General features: G+C 41.6%; 15 protein-coding genes and 1 pseudogene. 5 read left to right on the top strand and 11 right to left on the bottom strand.

Features of this window, described 5'->3' with window-relative positions; translation table 11 throughout:
* Positions 1 to 495: 495 nt before the first annotated feature.
* From BIV59_RS17005 to pulA, 3 genes are all read right to left on the bottom strand, one after another.
* On the bottom strand, positions 496 to 1,485 hold the full coding sequence (locus tag BIV59_RS17005) for a class F sortase (protein WP_071352650.1): 990 nt from the start codon (positions 1,483 to 1,485) through the stop codon (positions 496 to 498).
* A gap of 347 nt (positions 1,486 to 1,832) precedes the next feature.
* Positions 1,833 to 4,259, bottom strand: coding sequence for an alpha-amylase family glycosyl hydrolase (locus BIV59_RS17000; RefSeq protein ID WP_071352649.1), 2,427 nt, complete (start codon positions 4,257 to 4,259; stop codon positions 1,833 to 1,835).
* A gap of 73 nt (positions 4,260 to 4,332) precedes the next feature.
* Positions 4,333 to 7,233: a type I pullulanase gene (pulA, locus tag BIV59_RS16995; RefSeq protein WP_083392229.1), complete on the bottom strand. Its 2,901-nt coding sequence runs from the start codon at positions 7,231 to 7,233 to the stop codon at positions 4,333 to 4,335.
* Positions 7,234 to 7,657: 424 nt separating this feature from the next.
* Between pulA and BIV59_RS23290 the strand changes: the two genes are divergently transcribed.
* The gene (locus BIV59_RS23290) at positions 7,658 to 7,786 is read left to right on the top strand and encodes a hypothetical protein (RefSeq protein WP_139194400.1); all 129 of its coding nucleotides are present in this window, start codon (positions 7,658 to 7,660) and stop codon (positions 7,784 to 7,786) included.
* A gap of 231 nt (positions 7,787 to 8,017) precedes the next feature.
* On the opposite strand, the gene BIV59_RS16985 is transcribed toward BIV59_RS23290, so the two are convergent.
* From BIV59_RS16985 to BIV59_RS16975, 3 genes are all read right to left on the bottom strand, one after another.
* Complete coding sequence (locus BIV59_RS16985; RefSeq protein WP_071352647.1) at positions 8,018 to 9,628, bottom strand: MDR family MFS transporter; 1,611 nt, start codon at positions 9,626 to 9,628, stop codon at positions 8,018 to 8,020.
* 46 nt (positions 9,629 to 9,674) lie between these two features.
* Positions 9,675 to 10,109 carry a MarR family winged helix-turn-helix transcriptional regulator gene (locus BIV59_RS16980; protein WP_071352646.1) on the bottom strand — a complete coding sequence of 145 codons (435 nt, stop codon included), beginning with the start codon at positions 10,107 to 10,109 and terminating at the stop codon, positions 9,675 to 9,677.
* 489 nt (positions 10,110 to 10,598) lie between these two features.
* The gene (locus tag BIV59_RS16975; RefSeq protein WP_071352645.1) at positions 10,599 to 10,973 is read right to left on the bottom strand and encodes a VOC family protein; all 375 of its coding nucleotides are present in this window, start codon (positions 10,971 to 10,973) and stop codon (positions 10,599 to 10,601) included.
* 231 nt (positions 10,974 to 11,204) lie between these two features.
* On the opposite strand from BIV59_RS16975, the pseudogene BIV59_RS24505 reads away from it, so the two are divergent.
* Positions 11,205 to 11,735, top strand: a pseudogene (locus BIV59_RS24505) (protoglobin domain-containing protein); the annotation flags it as partial.
* Positions 11,718 to 12,497 (top strand): methyl-accepting chemotaxis protein, encoded by a 780-nt coding sequence (locus tag BIV59_RS24500; protein WP_481747446.1) that lies wholly within the window; start codon positions 11,718 to 11,720, stop codon positions 12,495 to 12,497. The pseudogene BIV59_RS24505 and the gene BIV59_RS24500, both read left to right, overlap by 18 nt.
* Positions 12,498 to 12,534: 37 nt before the next feature.
* Here the strand turns inward: BIV59_RS24500 and BIV59_RS16965 are convergent, their stop codons facing one another.
* On the bottom strand, positions 12,535 to 13,494 hold the full coding sequence (locus tag BIV59_RS16965; protein WP_071352643.1) for an RNA polymerase sigma factor: 960 nt from the start codon (positions 13,492 to 13,494) through the stop codon (positions 12,535 to 12,537).
* Between the two features lie 170 nt (positions 13,495 to 13,664).
* On the opposite strand from BIV59_RS16965, the gene BIV59_RS16960 reads away from it, so the two are divergent.
* Positions 13,665 to 14,042, top strand: a complete 378-nt coding sequence (locus BIV59_RS16960; protein WP_071352642.1) for a general stress protein — start codon at positions 13,665 to 13,667, stop codon at positions 14,040 to 14,042.
* 73 nt (positions 14,043 to 14,115) lie between these two features.
* Here the strand turns inward: BIV59_RS16960 and BIV59_RS16955 are convergent, their stop codons facing one another.
* The 3 genes from BIV59_RS16955 to BIV59_RS16945 are packed head-to-tail and all read right to left on the bottom strand — an operon-like array spanning position 14,116 to position 17,687.
* The gene (locus tag BIV59_RS16955; RefSeq protein ID WP_071352641.1) at positions 14,116 to 15,219 is read right to left on the bottom strand and encodes a Ger(x)C family spore germination protein; all 1,104 of its coding nucleotides are present in this window, start codon (positions 15,217 to 15,219) and stop codon (positions 14,116 to 14,118) included.
* Positions 15,216 to 16,310: a GerAB/ArcD/ProY family transporter gene (locus tag BIV59_RS16950; RefSeq protein WP_071352640.1), complete on the bottom strand. Its 1,095-nt coding sequence runs from the start codon at positions 16,308 to 16,310 to the stop codon at positions 15,216 to 15,218. The genes BIV59_RS16955 and BIV59_RS16950 overlap by 4 nt, the downstream gene beginning before the upstream one ends.
* Complete coding sequence (locus BIV59_RS16945; RefSeq protein WP_170846181.1) at positions 16,311 to 17,687, bottom strand: spore germination protein; 1,377 nt, start codon at positions 17,685 to 17,687, stop codon at positions 16,311 to 16,313.
* A 196-nt stretch (positions 17,688 to 17,883) separates the two neighbouring features.
* Between BIV59_RS16945 and BIV59_RS16940 the strand changes: the two genes are divergently transcribed.
* Complete coding sequence (locus BIV59_RS16940) at positions 17,884 to 18,126, top strand: hypothetical protein (RefSeq protein ID WP_071352638.1); 243 nt, start codon at positions 17,884 to 17,886, stop codon at positions 18,124 to 18,126.
* A gap of 81 nt (positions 18,127 to 18,207) precedes the next feature.
* On the opposite strand, the gene BIV59_RS16935 is transcribed toward BIV59_RS16940, so the two are convergent.
* Positions 18,208 to 18,483, bottom strand: a 276-nt coding sequence (locus BIV59_RS16935) for a hypothetical protein (RefSeq protein ID WP_205684401.1), incomplete at its 5' end; no start/stop codon positions are given.

Here is an 18,483-nt window from a genome sequence, read left to right as displayed (position 1 = left end):
CAGTTTTCAAAGAGCAATCTTGTTCACTCGACTTAGTTATCATAACATGAGTTTGATCAGTTGTCAACTTCTGCGAAGTAAACTTCTTTTTAAAAATCGCTATTCATCAGCGACTTATTCAGCTTACTATTAATTTATTAGAAGCCATGCGGCTTACTATTAATTTATTAGAAGCCATGCGGCTTACTGCCTAAATCAAAATTACTTACTTATAATAACTGCCTTCTCTGCTCCTGTCAACAGTCTTTTTTTGAAATGGCTCTTTTATTAAAGTTTGTTGTTTTTATGTTCTGTGCGGAGATTCCATTGTTAAGCCAGGTTGATTGGTGTAAGGCCGCGCCTCCTTAGAATATCGGAACAGGCAAGACCCGGCAGGCTCCAGCCGGGGATGCTCACCGCCCGCCCAGCAAAAAGCAGACTTGTTAGTCTTACAGCCTAAATGAATCTGCATACATAGTAAAGACCTTCCGCAAAGACGGAAAGCCTTTCAATTCATTATCTGGCCATCTCTTCAGGAACTGTTTTTGATGGCTTGGATTCCTGGCCGAATAAATCAACCGCGGTCACATAGTATTGATGCTTGGGTGCACTGGAATCTGTATAACTTTTTCGCTGGAGGGCCGATACACTTTTGGCATATTTAAATTCTCCTTTTTGATCTTTACGGTAAATTCTGTACCCGACTATCGTATCCTGCCTTACAGCATGCCAGGAAATGAAGGTTCCATTTATAGTTAAATCCGACGGAGATTCAGGCATTTTTAGCAGGTTTTTTTGTTCCTTTACATTTTCCTTTAGTGTTGAATACACAACTAACCGCTCCTGGTGAGTGCCCTTTGACCTGTCGAAAAGTCCGGTACAGGTAATGACATTCAGCCTTGCCATATCCCTCTTGCCGAAAATTTCTTTAATCGGTGCACTTTTGTATGGATAACTCTTCTTTTTCTGAACAGTAAAAGTCATTTTTTTTGATGACCGGTCATAGAGAATGATTTCATCTCCTGCTTTCAGTTCTTTTAATTTAAAGAAAACCGCAGGTCCAGTTTTATTATCCACATGCCCATCAATCACTGCACTTCCCAGTTCGCCTGGGATTGTTCCAGGCTCAAACCATGCCGCATGCTTATCATCTTTCGGAACATCCATTTCCCCGTTCTTTAAGATTCCCGCTTTTTCTACCTTGGTATCTATTTTTAGTGAAGGGATTTTTATTCTAGACGGAATCAATCCCTCGCTTTCTTCAATTTTCCTTCTTTCCAGTTCTATACGTTTGTTTACAAAAGGTGCCGCATCCTCCTCAGAGAGTGCAAATTCTTTAAAAATGGGGTCCTTGGACATTTTCTTTCCATCCTGCTTCTTTTTTTCCGGACTGGCTGGATGGGAGTGGGTTGAATGAATAGAGTCCATAACAGGAGTTTCCTGGCATCCTGCGAGGAGCAATCCTGATAAACAAGCGGCAGCCATAATGGAAGAAAATCGTTTCATCTCTATACTCCTCTTTTCATTTATAAGGTCGTTTATCAGGATAACGTCAGAAGTCTGAATTTGGATCACATTTTCAGGTAAAAATTCATCTTTATTGTCCCAACAAGAAATGCCTGCCTTCTATTAACAGTTTTATTAAACACATAACCATATATTTTAGCTTTCATAAACGAGTAATTGGACTGTATCCTTTTTTACTGTTCAGTACATATTTTTGCAGGAGCTAATTTTTAGAAGGATTAATTACGGGCAATCAAGTCGTCCGCCCTGTTCCCCGCCGGGAGAATTACTGGGACTGAATAAACCCGCAATCCATATGGATTGCGGGCAAATGTCGCATAATCATTTTACTTCCCCTTATGCGGATTGCTGGAAAGTTTATAAACTGAAACCGTTCCTTTTACTGCCGGAAGACTGATACTCCCTGTCTTTTGTGTTTTCAGGTACTTATGCGTTAAGGTATTTTCAGCATATTTAAAGTCAGCACTGCTCAGCTTTACAGGCTGGGTTTGCGATTTGTTGATGACAACAAGCAGGCGGTCTTTCTTATAGATTCTTTCAAAAACAAGCACATTATCATTTAAAAGTTTTTGTTTATAGGTTCCTTTTTGAAGGGCTATTTCATGGTTTCTCAGGGAAATCCATTGCTGATAATATTTTTTTAGATCCAGGTTTTGAACCTTCGGATCCCACGGCATCATTTCGCGGAAATAGCGGTCTTTATAATCCGCGACCTGATTATGGTCTTTGCTTTGCGATAGGCCAACTTCTGTTCCGTAATAGATAACAGGTGTGCCTGGCAGAGTTAATTGTGCAGCAGCAGCCAGCTTTAATTTATTTGTATCCCCGCCAGCTTCGAATAAGAAACGCGGCATATCATGGTTATCGAGGAACGTATTCATCCGGAATTCCTTCGGATATGTTTTCTCGTTGCTTGTGATTGCCTCCCCGAGTTCCTTCATAGATTTATTTTTGGCGAAAACATCGCTAAGCGCGCCTTGCATAGGGAAGTCGAGAGCACCATCGAGTTTTCCAGCATAGGTGCTGATTTTTTCGCGGCTGTCCCAAACCTCTCCAAAAATATAGGCATCTGGATTAATTCTTTTTACAGCATATCTGAAATCTACCCAAAAACTGTAGCTCGGGCCTTTTGCATAATCCAGCCTGAATCCATCAAACCCCAGATTTTTAAGCCAAAATGGCACAACCGTTTTCAGCATATAGTTTCTAGTGTCTGGATTGTCATTGTTTAACTGCGGGAGTTCTGAAACACCGCTGAAGGTTTCATATTTGTCCGGCCAGTGTGTAAAGGTATACCACTTATAGTAAGGACTCTTTTCTCCATTTTTTTGTGCATCCTTGAAAAACGGATGCTGGTTTGAAGTATGATTCGGAACAAGGTCATATACAGCTTTCATCCCTCTTCGGTGCGCTTCTTTAATAATGGATTTCATTAATTCCTCATCACCGAAACGGCGGTCGATTTTAGTGAAACTGGCCGGATGGTAGCCATGTGAATAAGGACCCTCAAAAACAGGGGATATCCAAATTGTTTTAATACCCAGGCTCTGAATGTATCCAAGTTTTTCTTTTACACCGGCAAGATCTCCGCCCATCCAGCCCTTAAGTCGCTCATCATATGGCAGGGCAAGGCTTTTGGGATCGTCATTTTTTATATTTCCATCCATGAATCTGTCCACGAAAATCTGATAAATGGACCCGGTTTTGGCCCAATCGGGAGATTTGAACCGATCCACATAATAAGCAAATTCTGTGGCATCTTCAGCTGTAAGGCTATTGGTATCTGCAAATTGCGATCCTTGGCCCTTTGAGTACCAAATATCTGTTTTGTATTTTACTCTAGTCTGATTTTTCTGCTTCGGTATCATTCCGCTGAAGACAGTTGTAATCATTCCTTCCTCATTTTTCGAGGAAGATTGTACTGTCAGTTGAACAAAGTGCCCTCTTAGTACCTTCCCTCTTTTTCCAGAGGGAGAAGATCCGTCGGTTGTATAATAAATTCCCCCTTTATCAATAGGGCCATAGTGTTGAGCCTTGACCTTTATCCGAACATTATCCTTGCTGTCAGGCACCTTTGGCATAAAGTCATAATTATGGCTCACATTGCTTGCTACAGGGACAGCTTTAAAAGATGAAATTGTATCATTGAAGATTGTTCCTTCTTTACTGAATACTGCTTCACGGGGCAGCTGGCGGTCTTCTGCATATTTCATATCCCCCAGCCCATACAGGTATGTGAACGATTCGCCCGGATTGCCCGTTAAGGTAAGGGTCCAGGTTCTTTCACCTGTTCTTTTCATGTAAGTGACTCCATAATTGAAATTATTGAGACTGGAAGCTACAGATGGAACTGCCCAGCTGGGAGCAGAAGCGGGCATGGTCAGGTTCAAGGTCACTTTTCCTTCAGCTTCTGTAAGCTTAAGATCCACTGTCCTTTCGTTATCCGGGTGAAAAACAAAGACGTAGTTTCCTGATTGAGGAGGAGTGAATGTTAAGTTGTCTCCATCCATCCAATTTCCGTCTCTTACATATTTAAATTCAAGCGTTTTTCCTCCTGCCAGAGGAATGGGCTTAGATATCCAGGTTCCATCGCTTTGCTTGGCAAGCTGGTTATTATCCGAGCCCCAGTCAAGCGGCGCTTCACTTCCCCTGACTACAACCTTGCTGTAATCTGCAGCACTTGAGTGGGCCGGTGTTAAAAAAGAGCAGAACATAAAAAACAGGATTACAAGAAAGAGAGGCTTTCTTTTCATATCATTTTCCTCCTGAAATAGTTGTAAAAGGAAGATCAGGATTTTTCTTACCTGATCTTAACTCATCATTTACTTATTTTATTTCAAGTACAAAGGTGCTCAGTGCAGGCACACTGACTTTTGATCCTTTTATTACCTGCAAGGTTTTATTCCCTGATTTTTCTCCGTTAACAAGCACCTTCCACGTCCCTCGGGATGGAAGAGCAACAGAAACAGTTTTTCTGTTGGCATTGTATATAACCGTAAGATCTTTTGCATGATCTCGATTTGCATGTCCATTGATATGGTACGCCACCGTGTTTTTCGGTGCTTCAAGGAATGATAAATGCTTTCGGATATCAGAAGCTGTTCTCATCCTTAAGGCAGGGTGGCCTTTTCGGAGCTCAATAAGCCCTTTCATATACTTCACTTCTTTATCAAAATCAGCACGTCTTTGCCAGTCAAGCTGATTTGTGGAGTCTGGTGCATTGTAGCTGTTTCCATTTCCGCCCTTGGTTCTCATGAATTCCTGCCCCGCATGAATAAATGAAATTCCCTGGGACGTCAGAACAATGGAAGAAGCAAGCTCATGCATTTTTTTCCTGACTGCAAGTGAATCTTCCGGGTTGGTCTTCTGCAATTTATCCCAAAGAGTAAGATTGTCATGTGCTTCCGCATACTCGACAACCTGCCCCGGGTCCTTATATGAGGCAATGGAGGCCGGGTAATCAATACCTGCTTTTATTCCTTCTTTAATGCTATTTTCGGTATTTTCTTTTCCGTTCACAAAGCCCGGATCACCATCTTCAAAGACACTGCCTTTTATGGCATCCCGAATGCCGTCATTAAAATGAGCAATTCCTGTCATTTTTGAAGCATTTTTTTGATTGGCCTTCTGAGAAGGATCAAGCGGTGTATTCAGATCCCAGCCTTCTCCAAGAACGATGATGGAAGGATTGATTTTATTCAAAGACTTCCTTACTTCATTCATGGTCGTCACATCAAGAATCCCCATTAAATCAAATCGGAAGCCGTCCAGGTTATACTCCTTCGCCCAGTAGCTTACAGAGTCGACAATGAATTTCCTCATCATTTTCCGCTCGGATGCTGTATCATTTCCTACCCCTGACCCATTGGCCAATGTTCCGTCTTCGTTATATCTGAAATAATAGCCGGGAACAAGCTGCTGGAAGTTTGATTCACTGGCAGAAAACATATGGTTATAAACCACATCCATAATCACTCTTAAATTATTTTTGTGAAGAGATTGGACCATCTGTTTAACCTCTGTGATCCGCTTAACAGGATTATATGGATCTGTTGAATACGACCCCTCGGGAGCATTATAGTTCTTAGGGTCATACCCCCAATTGAATTGCGGCTGATCGAGCTTTGTTTCATCAACTGTCCGGTAATCATAGATTGGCAGAAGCTGTACATGAGTTACACCCAAATCCTTGATATGATTCAATCCTGTTTTAACACCGCCGGGCCCTTTAGTCCCTTCCTCTGCTGCGCCCAGATACTTACCCTTATTTTTAATCCCGGATTTAGGATCCTCCGAAAGGTCTCTAACATGCAGTTCGTAAATAATTGCATCTTCAGGTGTGAACGGCTTCATTCTGCCGCTCCACTTAGCAGGATTCGTTTTTTTAAGATCAATAACGGCACCTTTATCTCCATTAACAGTTACTGCGCGGGCGTACGGATCCACCGCTTCGTTCCATTTGTTACCGATTTTCACCTTATACGTATAGATTAAACCCTCCTGGTCTCCTTTAATGAAAGAAGTCCAGGTTCCCCGTTCCGCTTTCTTGAGAGAAGTCTCCTTCCCTGTTTTGTCATCCCAGGAACGGTAGGTTACAAGTTTTGCTTCGCTAGCCGTTGGGGCCCAGACACGGAATGACGTTCCTCTCTTCGTATAGGTATTTCCTAAATCATGCCCAGGATAATAGAAAAGGGAATCAAACTCCGGAGAACGTACCACTTTTCCCGTTTCAACAGGCGCCGTTCCGAAATTCTCCTTTGTGACTTCATAGGTTTTTGAAAGGTCTAAATTATTTTCCGCTATAATTTTCACTTTATTTGTGAAGCTTCCCGTTTTACTATCGTAAGGTATTACTTCCTTGATTTTTGCGTCTCCTGTGAGTGATAATCCAGCTTTGGATGCATCAAAAGGAAAATTCGTTTCAAAGGTAATCTCATTAAAAGCATCAATTGACGCTTTAACGATTTTCGGTGTCTTATCCACAGAATCCTTATCATAATAAATCCGATCCTGCCCTTGAGCGATCCATATCTCGGCTGAGCCGTCCGTCTTAAATTTTGTCACAAAGCGGTTATCAAACTCTTTTTCCGCCCACTCGTTTTCCGCCGTGCTCTTCCTTACAATCATCCCGACCTTATGAACATCCTTTAGATTATGCATAACGATGTGCGCCACTCTTCCATAATCGTCACTTTCCTTAAATGTCACTGCTTCGCCATTGCCGCCTTCAGGCCATGCCCATAAATTCCAGCCATCATACTGATTGTCATAACGGAAGTAATGGACTGTTACATTAATATTTTCATAGGAAGGAAGATTGCGATATTCCCCGTCAGGAGGCTCTGTATATGTACGATCGTCCCCGGCTTTTACCCAGACCTCGCCTTCTCCCCCAGAAATATCAATCATTCGGTCTCCGCCGTCTTTTTCCCAGCTGTCAGTGCGTACGATAAATCCTGCTTTTTTTAAATTCCCATCCAATTCTATCTCGGCGGTCTTGCCAAAGGCATCACTGCCGGTAAACGGATAGGCTTTTCCCTCGCCCCCCTCAGGGAAGACCCATAAATTCCAATCCTTCGTATTTCCTTTCGCTTCCTGATAGTGAATTATAATCTTAGTTTTTCCCTCTGCAAACGTTTGCGCAAAACTGAATGAAAAAATCATCCCCAGCAATAGGATACATGCTGCCGCAGCTGCAATCCCTTTTTTAAACAATTTGAAGCTCATCCAAACCCCTCCTTTTCCCTGGCATTATGTGGAATAATTCTTCTCTACTTTATCACGTTAAAAGAAATAATGAAATCGCTTTCATTATAAATAGTCAGAAAGCCTCAGCTTAGATAAAAGAGGAATTAAAATTTCAATAGCTCATGAAAGGAATATGCCTGCAAAAACCCACCGTTCCAAACATATCGGAGCTGCTGCACCCGCTGGTTACATTAGTTTTTGCAGCCTTCTCTTGCACAAAATACCTGGTGCAGGAGATGCTCTTCAATTAATTACAAAAGTACGCTTAATTCAAGAGTCTTTTATCACAATATTTATATATATTGAGCAAATAATTAGAAAATTTAAGAAATATGTTATATGCTTATCATATATGCATGGAATTCTCCAATAGGCAAATAATAAACGAAAGAGGTGGGGCGTTATGCGCAAGGAAAAAAATCCGCTGCTTTCTGATGAGTTCTTGGATGAAGTAGCACGGGAAATCAGCCAGCTTTACAATGGATCAAAACACGAGCAATATGAAGAGCAGATTAATAACGATTTGGAATAACCGCAGACTTTAAAAGCCATTAAAAAATCCCCGGATTTAACTGACTGCTCGCATAATTGATGCTATTGCTTTTCTCCTAAAAAACTCTCTCTTATTTAATCATCCAACTGGCATTTATGATGAACTTGCGGATGAAAAATGTTTAATTTGTACAAGTTAATGCTTCTTAATTTCCTAAAAAAACAAACAGCCAGGAATTATTCCTGGCTGTTTGTTTCCTTTATCTCTATGTTAGCCAAGTTCTGGCGAGGCGTTCGTTTCCTCAGAAACCTGTTCCTGGGTTTTCTTATTAGATAATTGGATTTTGTGAAGGAACAATGTAAATACTGCTCCAATAACAATGAAAATCAAGCCTGCAAAAAATACCGTATGCAGGGAATCCATCAGTGAAGTTTTAATAATCGGCAGCATCTTATCCAATAAGCTTGATGGTATTTTCTTCAAAGCTTCTGGTGAGAAAAGCATCTGAAATAAAGAGCTTGGGTTATCATCAACCATGAATTTAAACTTTGCACTCATGGCTTCTGCCTGACTTGGCAGGCTGTTAAGGAATGGAACGAATTTATCTGTTAAAAGGGTTCCTGCCCTGCTGTTCATGACAGCACCCAAGATGGTAATCCCAAAGGTCCCTCCGATAGAACGGAAAAACTGGCTTGATGAGGTTACAACTCCCAGTTCTTTTTTAGAAAAACTCTCTTGAAGTGCGAGTGTCAGGATCGGCATAACCAGACCCATTCCCAATCCAATTACTCCCATATAAGTGGTTGCAGTTAACTTTGTTGTATCCATATTAAGTGTGGTGAGCAGGCCAAAGCCTCCCGCCATAATCAGCATCCCGATTATGATTTGTGTTTTAATGCCGATTTTGTACACTAACTGCCCGCCAATGATACTTGCAACAATCATGGTAATCATCATCGGAGTCATAATCGTGCCGGAAGCAGTAGCGCTTACCCCAACGATTCCCTGCATGAAGAATGGAACGAATGTGATTGCGCCAAACATACCGACGCTCATAAAAAAGCCGATTAAATTTAATAAAGTAAAGGTCCTGTTTTTAAATAAGTACATAGGCAAAATGGGTTCCTTCGCTTTTGTTTCAATGAAAACAAAGCTTATCAGCCCGACCGCCGCAACAATCAGCAAAGTAATAATCTGCCAGGATCCCCATGCGTAGTCTTTGCCTCCGAAGCTTAAGGCAAGAAGCAGTGTAACAACCCCAATAATCATGGTGAACATGCCGGCAAGGTCAAAATTAATCGGCCCTTCATTCTTTTTCGCTTTTAACCCCATCGCAATAAAGATGGTTGCAATAATTCCTACTGGCAAGTTGATATAAAATACCCATTTCCAGTTAAGAGAATCTACAATCCATCCGCCTATTTGCGGTCCAATAACAGATGCAAGGCCGTAAATCCCTCCAAAAACTCCCTGGAACTTGGCTCTTTCTTTTCCTGTGAATAGGTCTCCAATAACAATCATGGCCATCGGCATCATAATTCCGCCGCCAATTCCCTGCACACCGCGGAAAATGATTAATTCAGTCATATCATTAGCCAATCCGCAAAAAACGGATCCTGCCATAAAAATAATAAGGCCTGTCACATAAACAGTTTTGCGTCCCAATAAATCTGCCAGCTTACCGGCAATGGGTACAATGGTCGTTGATGTCAGCATATAAGCGGTTGTCAGCCATGTCATCATGCTTAATCCGCCTAAATCGCCAACAATTCTCGGCATTGCTGTACCTACAATCGTACCGTCCAGCGCCGAGAAAAACATGGCGATGATCAGCCCGATCAGCAATAATTTGCGGTTATAGTCTTGGTTTGTATTTTCCACGTATCTCTCTCCCTGTTAAATCAATCTATTCTCTCTTTAATATCAATCAAATTGCAGTGCTGCCAGCAAGCTTTTCCATAATGTCTGCCAACATGGACAGCTCTTGTTTTGACAGTATGGAAAGCCAGCGTTCCACAATAGCCCTTCTCTCAGATAAAATAATTTCAAACTTTTCTCTGCCTTTATCGGTCAGCCCGATATTGACAACTCTTCTATCTTTTGTGTCATGCTCCCGGAACACAAATCCGCCCTGCTCGAGCCGGTCGATCATAAAGGTAGCTGCACTCGGCTTGACTCCCATCAGGTCAACCAGCTGAGAAATTCTGCATAGTCCATTATTTTTTATAAAAAAAAGGACAAACCATTGTGTCGGTGTGACTCCTTGGTTATTCAATGCTTCAAGCATTTCTGGCTGTATCTTTTGGATAGTGATTTGAAGTCCGGTTTGTATCCGGTCATAGTATTTCTTGGTGCCTTCCACATGAACCCTCCTGTTTGAATTATCCAAGCCGCACAATAATTAACTTTGATTAATATTTAACATTATTAAATATATATCCGCATTAAGTAGTTGTCAATTTAATTTTAATTTTTTTCTGCCAAACCATGAGTCAAACTGATACCTTCCCAGGCTTTAAATAAAGGATGTTTTCGTAAACTTTGTTGCTATGAAACCAGGTGGCTGATTTCCTCTTCAGGATGCTCGCTTTCTACGCAAGCGGTGAGCTTCCTCGGCTGCACCTGCTTAGGTCTCACCTGTTCTGCTAATCTAAACAGGCGTCCGCACCTTACGCTCCAATCAGCCTGACTTGACAATGGGAACGCCTCACATAACAAATTAAAAAAAAGAGCCTAAATAAAAGGTCTATAAAAAGCTCCCCCGTGAGACCATTCTTCATAGCACCATTATCCAGACATCTTTGAAATCTTCCCTAGTAAGCGGATATTCATTCATCACGCGTTCCTTTCATCATCCGCTGCAAACCATAATAATGTTCCCATCAGGATCCTTAACAGTAAAGAAAGAAAAATCGTCAAATTTCACGATTTCCATATCTCCTTCATATCCCATTTCCTTAATATACTGCCTGGCATTGCCGATAGAATCAGTATGGAAATTAAAAATCGGATATTCAGAAGGTGCGGGGCTATTTGGATTGTCTTCTGCTCCTGCATCCAGCGTCAGACCTGTATACTCGCTCATTTTCACATTAAACACAGGATGTTTCGCTTGATTTTCTTTGTATTCCTGGCCAAGCAGCCGGCTGTACCAGGCAGCTGACCTTTCCAGGTTTGTGACAGGGATAAATACGGTATTAATCTTATTTTTTATTGGACTATTCATCTGACACACTCCATTTCCAAAAAGGTTTCACTTTATTAAACGGATGTTTTCGCTGGAATTATACGGCCTTTTAAAATATTTTAAAAAGCGTCATTTAACTTGCCGCTTGATTTTTGCGGAGTTCAGACTTAGCGAAAATCAATATTCGGCGCAGTCATCATAGTCCGCTTTTTGAAAAATATATCATGCTGTATATATAAGGGAAATGCCGGAAGATACACAAGGGGGCATATGAGAATGATTTTTAAAAAGACAAAACAAAAGCAAACTGCAGCGAGACAAGGCACAGCACAGCTTGAAATCACGAAAGGCAGCTCAGTCGAAAAGCAGATTAAGATGATTGGTTTAACAGAGGATGATTTGCGGGTGATTAATTTTCTTCAGCCATTTGCTGCGGAAAAATTGGATGTAATTGTGGATAGATTTTATGAAAACCTTGAACATGAACCTTCTCTTTTGAACACCATTAACCATCACAGTTCAATCGAACGCTTAAAGAATACATTGAAGCGGCATATCTCAGAGATGTTTGACGGTGTGATTAACGATGACTATTTTCTTAAAAGAATTAAGATTGCACAAATACATGTAAAAATAGGATTGCAGACAAAATGGTATATGTGCGCATTTCAGGACTTGTTTCTTTCGCTTTCTTCCATTATTGAAGAAAATATTGAAGATAAGCAAGAAGGCTTTGCTGCTTTGAAGGCTGTATCTAAAATGCTGAATTTAGAGCAGCAGCTAGTGCTGGAAGCATACGACGCGGAGACAGAACGATTAAAAAATGAGGTAGAGGAACACAAGAATTTAATACGCGGAAATGTGGCAAATGCCACGCAGAATCTGGCGGCAATTTCACAGGAAACGAACGCTTCCTTTCATCACCTTAATGCCCAATCAGACGAAATTGTTTCACTCGCCAATACTGGTACGGAACTTTCTATTTTGGCGGAAGAAAGAGCCCAAAAAGGAAAAGAGCAGCTGCAGCAGCAGAACCATAATATGTCTGATATCCAAGACTCTGTAAATGACATATCAAATGATCTTCAGGTTTTACTGAAAATCTCCAAGCAGATGCAGGAAATTGTGAGCATCGTAACAGGCATAGCTGACCAGACAAACCTGCTTTCCCTGAACGCTGCGATTGAAGCAGCCCGGGCCGGGGAACACGGTAAAGGCTTCTCTATTGTGGCAGAAGAGGTACGAAAGCTCTCAGATGAAACAAAGAAATCCGTCACCAATGTTGCTGGCCTTATTTTAAATACTAATTCCCAGGCAGAAAAGCTGACTTTATCACTTGAGAAAATAAGGGAAGCCGTAAAGGAAGGCAACAGCAGCATGAAAGAAACCGGGGAGCATTTTGAACAGATTCTAAAGACGATGGGTGAAACCAAATTGCAGAATAACCGGATTGAGCAAGAACTGATCTCATTCACTGGTGTAATCACTTCTTTAGGCAAAGCGTTTGACCAGGTCGCTTCATCCGCAGACGGACTGACAAGCATCACAAGAGAAATGGAATGAACAGGCAAGGAGGAACGGCAGAAGCCGGCCTCCTTTTTTAATACTGGTTTTGAAAACACTTTGCATTCAGTCCTGCTTTAAGCTCCTTGGCAGCAAGGTTCATTAATTCCCAGGAAAAACAATAAAACCTCCAGTTCATTACGGCCCCCTCTTCAACTTCAAAGGAGTGAATATTCGTTAAATATAAGTCTTCCTCTCTTCTTTCCATTTCTGCAATGACCGGCCTTCCCCAAAGATTTTTGTATAGGGCAACCGTTTCACCCTGCCTTTGTGCCGACTCTTCCCAATCTCTGAGAGAGTTTTTCTTTGTTTCCTCTTTTCCATATTCAATACCTGCATGGATAATTTCTGTTCTTACATGTTCATGGAGCAGGGAAGCAATCACTTTCGCGTCCTTATTGCGAAAGCCCTCCAAAAGTCTTTCAATCACCACATTTGAAGGCTCAAGATTCACTGCATGTTCTCTTGACTGCGCCGGACCCTTTGGGATGCTCTTTAACGCTGATCGTCCCCGTTCCAATGAAGCATAAACGGCTCCCCTTGTTGTCCCGATTATATCGGCTGCTTCATCTGCTTTAAAAAGAAACACATCCGTTAATAACAGTGCTGCAAATTGTTTAGGTGTAAGATGTTTTAATAAAAACTCCATATTTTCAAGTGTTTGAAATTGAATGGAACCAGAAGGATCATGAACCATTTCCATTGGATAAACGTCTACTATCTCTGCTTTCCCTCTCCTGTGCTGATCAATCCAGATGTTTGTTGCAATCCTGAATAAATATGCTTTAATGTTCATCTCCTGAAAGACCTTGGAGAGAATAGAAAGTGACTTCAAAAGTGTTTCCTGCACAAGATCTTCTGCGTCCCACGGTGAGCCAGTCAGCCTGTAGCAATAGCTCCACAAAGCAGAACGATAAGGCTCAATCGTTTTTTTATAGCTGCTTTCTGCTTGTCTCAAATCTTCGCCAATCTCCGACATACTTTTCTTATTTTCCATAAGTTCTCCCCTATTATGACTTCCGGCATAGACATTCGCCACACCTATTCATTCTAGCGGGCAGCCATTAATTCCTGCAGCCGCCGGTCCCAATCAGTACGGTAAATTGTTTAAGAGGCTCTGCGGAGGGGAAAAATGATATACAAAGAGAGCAGAAGGAGGAAAAAGAAATGGCAAAAAGCATAGTAGGCGTTTACGAAACACCGGCCGAGACTATTTCAGCGATTGAAAATCTGAAAAATAAAGGATATCAAAAAGAAAGCATGACGGTCATTACAAATCGTTCTGACAGCAACTATCTAGAAAACCGGACAGGTGCAGAGGTGGATCGGACAAAGTATACACCAGAAGATAAATCCGTTATGGAACAGCTCATGGAATTCTTCACATCATCCCCTTATGAAGCCGGCGGTGTATTTTCTGCAGACGCAGATGTTTCTGAAATTGAACTTAATAAATATTCAGCAGATCTTAATGATGGAAAATATCTTCTGGCCGTTGAAGCCCTTCATGAAAATACTTTAAAAACTGAATCGAATATTGATTAGTTCTCTATAATCCAGCAAACCCGGGCATGCATTCCATGTTCCCGGGTTTTGATTTGTTTCAATCACTCAAAGCTTAATATACTGTTCCGCTTCCATCGATCTTAACCTTGGAATGTATATGAAAATCCAAATTCTTGTAAACTTTCACCCATTCGTCCTCCTGTTTTTGTCCTGAACCATGCCTGGCACCATATTTCAGGCCCAAACCCAATGGATCCACACCCATCCTCTGTAAATGTTTTAACAGCTCTTCAATCCGGAGATTTATGTCAAGCGAGGCTTTTCTTTGGTGCTCTAATAATTCTTTATTCGTACTTAATTTCCCGTTGGATTCTTCTACATACCCTTCTATTTTTATATAAATATTGGCGTATGGCCTTTGATTGGCAGGAGTGATGATATCTATATTGTTACTGAATCTGTTCACATTGATAAAAAAATGTTCTTTCCCTTTTCCCGTGTTGATTTGCCCTCTTTTAGATGTGTTTAACATTTCATTCAGCATTCTGGTTTCATTCCGGTCAAGCTCGCCCTTAATCCTTGTTCCCCCATACACTGCTGCAGTATCTATGGTATAGCTTTTTTCAGCTGGCCTGATGATCGGCAATGCCGGATCAATTCCCTTCTCCCTAAGCTTAGAATAAAAATCATTCAGGATTTCAGTCAGGACATATGTAGAGGTATTTGTCGTTTCATCAAAAGCAAAAACCATTGAGTTGCCGGGAAGCCTTTCCGATTTAGGGTTGACTTGAAGGACTTTTTTTGAGGAAGGCTCTGCAATCGCTATATAGGAAATCCCCTGTATATCTCTTCTGCGCACGAACCAATTCAGGACAGTTTTTGGATTCTCGCCGATGATTTTTTTATCAAAAAGCAGCACCCTGCAATGGGCGAAGTCGAATTCTTTGTCTACCTTTGCCTTCATGACCCGGATGGCCTCTGGTATAGAATCTGCATTTTGCGAGATAATCTGGCTGTTTGATTTGCCTGCAGCAACCTGCGCTGCCGGGATGGCAAGCTTCAGGGTCACGTGATAAGGGTTTTTAGGGTCCGATGATTTATCCACGCCCATCGAGACGACGAAAAATCGTTTATCAATATCCCTGAACCCGCACCCGCAGAGTACTCCTGAAACAATCAGAATAAGCGAAATAAGGATAATATGCCATCTGCTCATGTGTTTTTCCTCCTTAATGACAAAAAGAGAATGGTGAGAACTAAAAGTGCTTCAACAGGCAGCCGGAAATTCAGCCAATATCTCACTATTAAAAAAAATTCTCTCTGATTAACGGACTCCCCAAGCACCAGGGTCCCTGCACCCACTGCAGCTAAAAACATAAAAGAATAAGCACGTTGCGGCAGAAGGCGGCGCTTACCCTTTTTAGCAAATATGCCTTTAATTAATTCAAGACCAATATGCCATGTCACGATTCCAAAGAGAATGCTCAGAAGAAGAAAAACTAGAAGGAAGAAAAAACTCACCCGTTCGATGAAGCCAAATTCCATTGTTAAAGTATCCGCTGTAAATAACCATGGATAAACAAAATCGCCAATGGCTTCAAGTCCGAAGAACCCCATAGGAATAAAGAATGTGCTCATTATAATTAAAGTTCCAAGGACAGGGACAAGCCAAAAAAAACGAAGAACCTTCGCTGATTCAATATAGCGATTTGCTATAACTAAATTTATATAACCCGTAAATAAATATGTTGCAGCACAAATACTGCTGTAATTTGGCCACTGCCAGGTAAAATGAAGTCCTCTAAGCACATGGATTGGGTGAAAAAAATCACTGGTCACTGCCTTAAACATAATGAAAGCCACCATTGGAAAAGTGATTATGATGATAATTTCAGTCAAGAACAAAACTGATTTTGTCTGCCTGGCTGCCCCGTATATAACTGTAGCTATGAGAAGCCCCGTGATGACTCTTACATCCATTTCAGGCATTAAGTAAAGCTTTATAATATAGCTGAATGAAATAACTGCAAACGCTCCGCTAAGAACCCACATCATTCCTAAAAAAAGCAGATATGGTTTACTTATATATTTTGGCAGCTCCTCTGAAAAAATTTCAGGAAGGCCCTTACTTTTATAACGGGTCATTCCTTTTGTGAAAAAATAAGCAAGGAAGGATCCAACAGGTATACTGATCAGAATCGACATGATTGCTCCGTTAAAACGTTCCTGCACGAGAACCATGGGAACATTAATCACAATATTTAATGACATGGACATAATCACAAGGTAATAAAAATAGCGCGACAACTAGCGTGAATCCTCCTTTTTGCTCCCTGTTATTTTCATAATATGTTTACTGGATCCGCCGTAAATGGCAAGATAAGGCTTGCCAAAGCTCCGCAGATCAGTCAGATAACAAAGATATATGACACATCCCGCAATAAGCCCTACAAATCCAAATAAGCTTGCAAATAAAATAAGCGGGTATCTAGCTACACGAATAGCAAAGCTCATTGCATGAATGGGGATTGTGAAATTGGATATTGCCACAAAAGCCGTAATGATAATCATAATAGAACTGACAAGCTGCGCCTGCTGTGCGGCCTGTCCGAGAATCAGCCCCCCGACTGTAGTTGCTGTCGGACCGATTGCCTTTGGAAGCCGGATGCTTGATTCTACCAGCATTTCAACGACAAGCATCATAAATATCACTTCAAAAAAAGATGGATACGGCACCGCCTCCCTGCTGCCCGCAATGGTCAGTGCCAGCTGTGACCTTAATATTTCCGGATTGTATGAGGTAATCGCTACATATAAAGCAGGTAAAACAAGCGTAATAATCAGGCCTATATAACGTAAAATGATCATTAGCTGCGCAACCCAATAAGAATGAGATAAATCATCCATTGCTGAAATAAAATCAAAAAACACCGAAGGCAATACCAATCCAAACGGCGTCCCGTTCACTAGTACAATAACCTTTCCCTGTGCAAGACATAAAGCTAGCCTATCAGGGCGTTCTGTAATCATTATGGTTGGAAACAAGCGGTATCTTTTCTTTGTTAATGCATTCTGCAGCTGGCCTGCTGATTGGATCATATCCATATCAATTTCCGCCAGACTGTTTTTTAATTGATTCAGCACATCTTCCTGTACATAAGAAACATCATACATAAGAGCTACGGGGGTTTTAGAAAGGGTGCCAGCTGTATGGTGTTCAACCATTAAATCAGTGGAAGGATACCGGTTCCTGATCATAGTAATATTTGTATATATATCTTCACTTAAGCCTTTTTGGGGTCCCTGGACAGATGTTTCCACCATGGTTTCCAGAGGTTCTATGTTGACTGTTTTAACTCCACTGAGTGCATACACAGATCCAGAAATGAATATTATCGTATATCCTCTCAGCAGTTTGCTCTCTATACTTTCCTGATCTGTTATCTTTACGGAACCTGGCAAAGATAATAAATGCAGAACAAATCTGCTTTCCTCATCGCACATCATCAGCGGCTGAATAATTTCTTTCTTTATTTTTTCTTCATCGCACATGCTTTGGAGATATACCAGCACAATGCCATTTTCATAGTATTGGAATTCATGAATAATAAAGTCTTTGCTTTCATTAAATTTCCTCTTTAAGGTGCTGATAACCTTACTTGGATTTTCCATAGTCTGCTTCAACACCTCCATCCTTTATTATTTGTTTAGTATCTGGATTAATTTATCTTTTCATGCATAGAACGAAAACGAGGGGTTAACAGGACTTAGATTACCGGCAATAACACTTCTTTTGCCTATTATGTTTTTTCGTCCAAGCATAATTTGTGCTGCAGCATACTTTAGAAAGAGAGATTTTATTAAAAAAGGAGGCAAATGCATGCCATTTCAATTTCCAAATGGCGGGAGGGCACCTCAAAGAGGACAGGTAAATAGACGGCCTTTTAATGGGCGCGGCAATCATCTCCCCCGGATCCCAAGAAGCAGAGATCGAAACGCTGCAGCATCAGAGCACAGCAATTTCTCTGGGCTTGGCAATATCATGTCACATGCTGGCAAGGTGAAGAACGGGCTTCAAATGCTCAATCAAGTGCGATCTATCATCTCACTGTTTAAAAAGTAAAAGCGCAAAGCCGCCACCCCGTGAAGGATGGCGGCTTTGCACTTTTTTACATGTCGCACGCATACAGGCTAAGAAATTTACTTACCCGTGCTGTCCTGTGCCAGGGCTTGCGGTGCCTGGATAACCTCCCATGCCTCCGCTTCCATAGCCAGAGCCAGGGTATCCTCCCATGCTTCCGCCGCCCCAGTGGCCAGGGTATCCTCCCATGCTTCCGCTGCCCCAGTGGCCAGGGTATCCTCCCATGCTTCCGCTACCCCAGTGGCCAGGGTATCCTCCCATGCCTCCGCTGCCCCAGTGGCCAGGGTATCCTCCCATGCCTCCGCCGCCCCAGTGGCCGGGGTATCCTCCCATGCCTCC

The organism is Bacillus sp. MUM 13 (assembly GCF_001866725.1).
Classification (GTDB): Bacteria; Bacillota; Bacilli; order Bacillales; family DSM-1321; genus Peribacillus.
The sequence above is the reverse complement of the archived record's forward strand: the minus strand, read 5'-3'. Positions and strand labels throughout refer to the sequence as shown.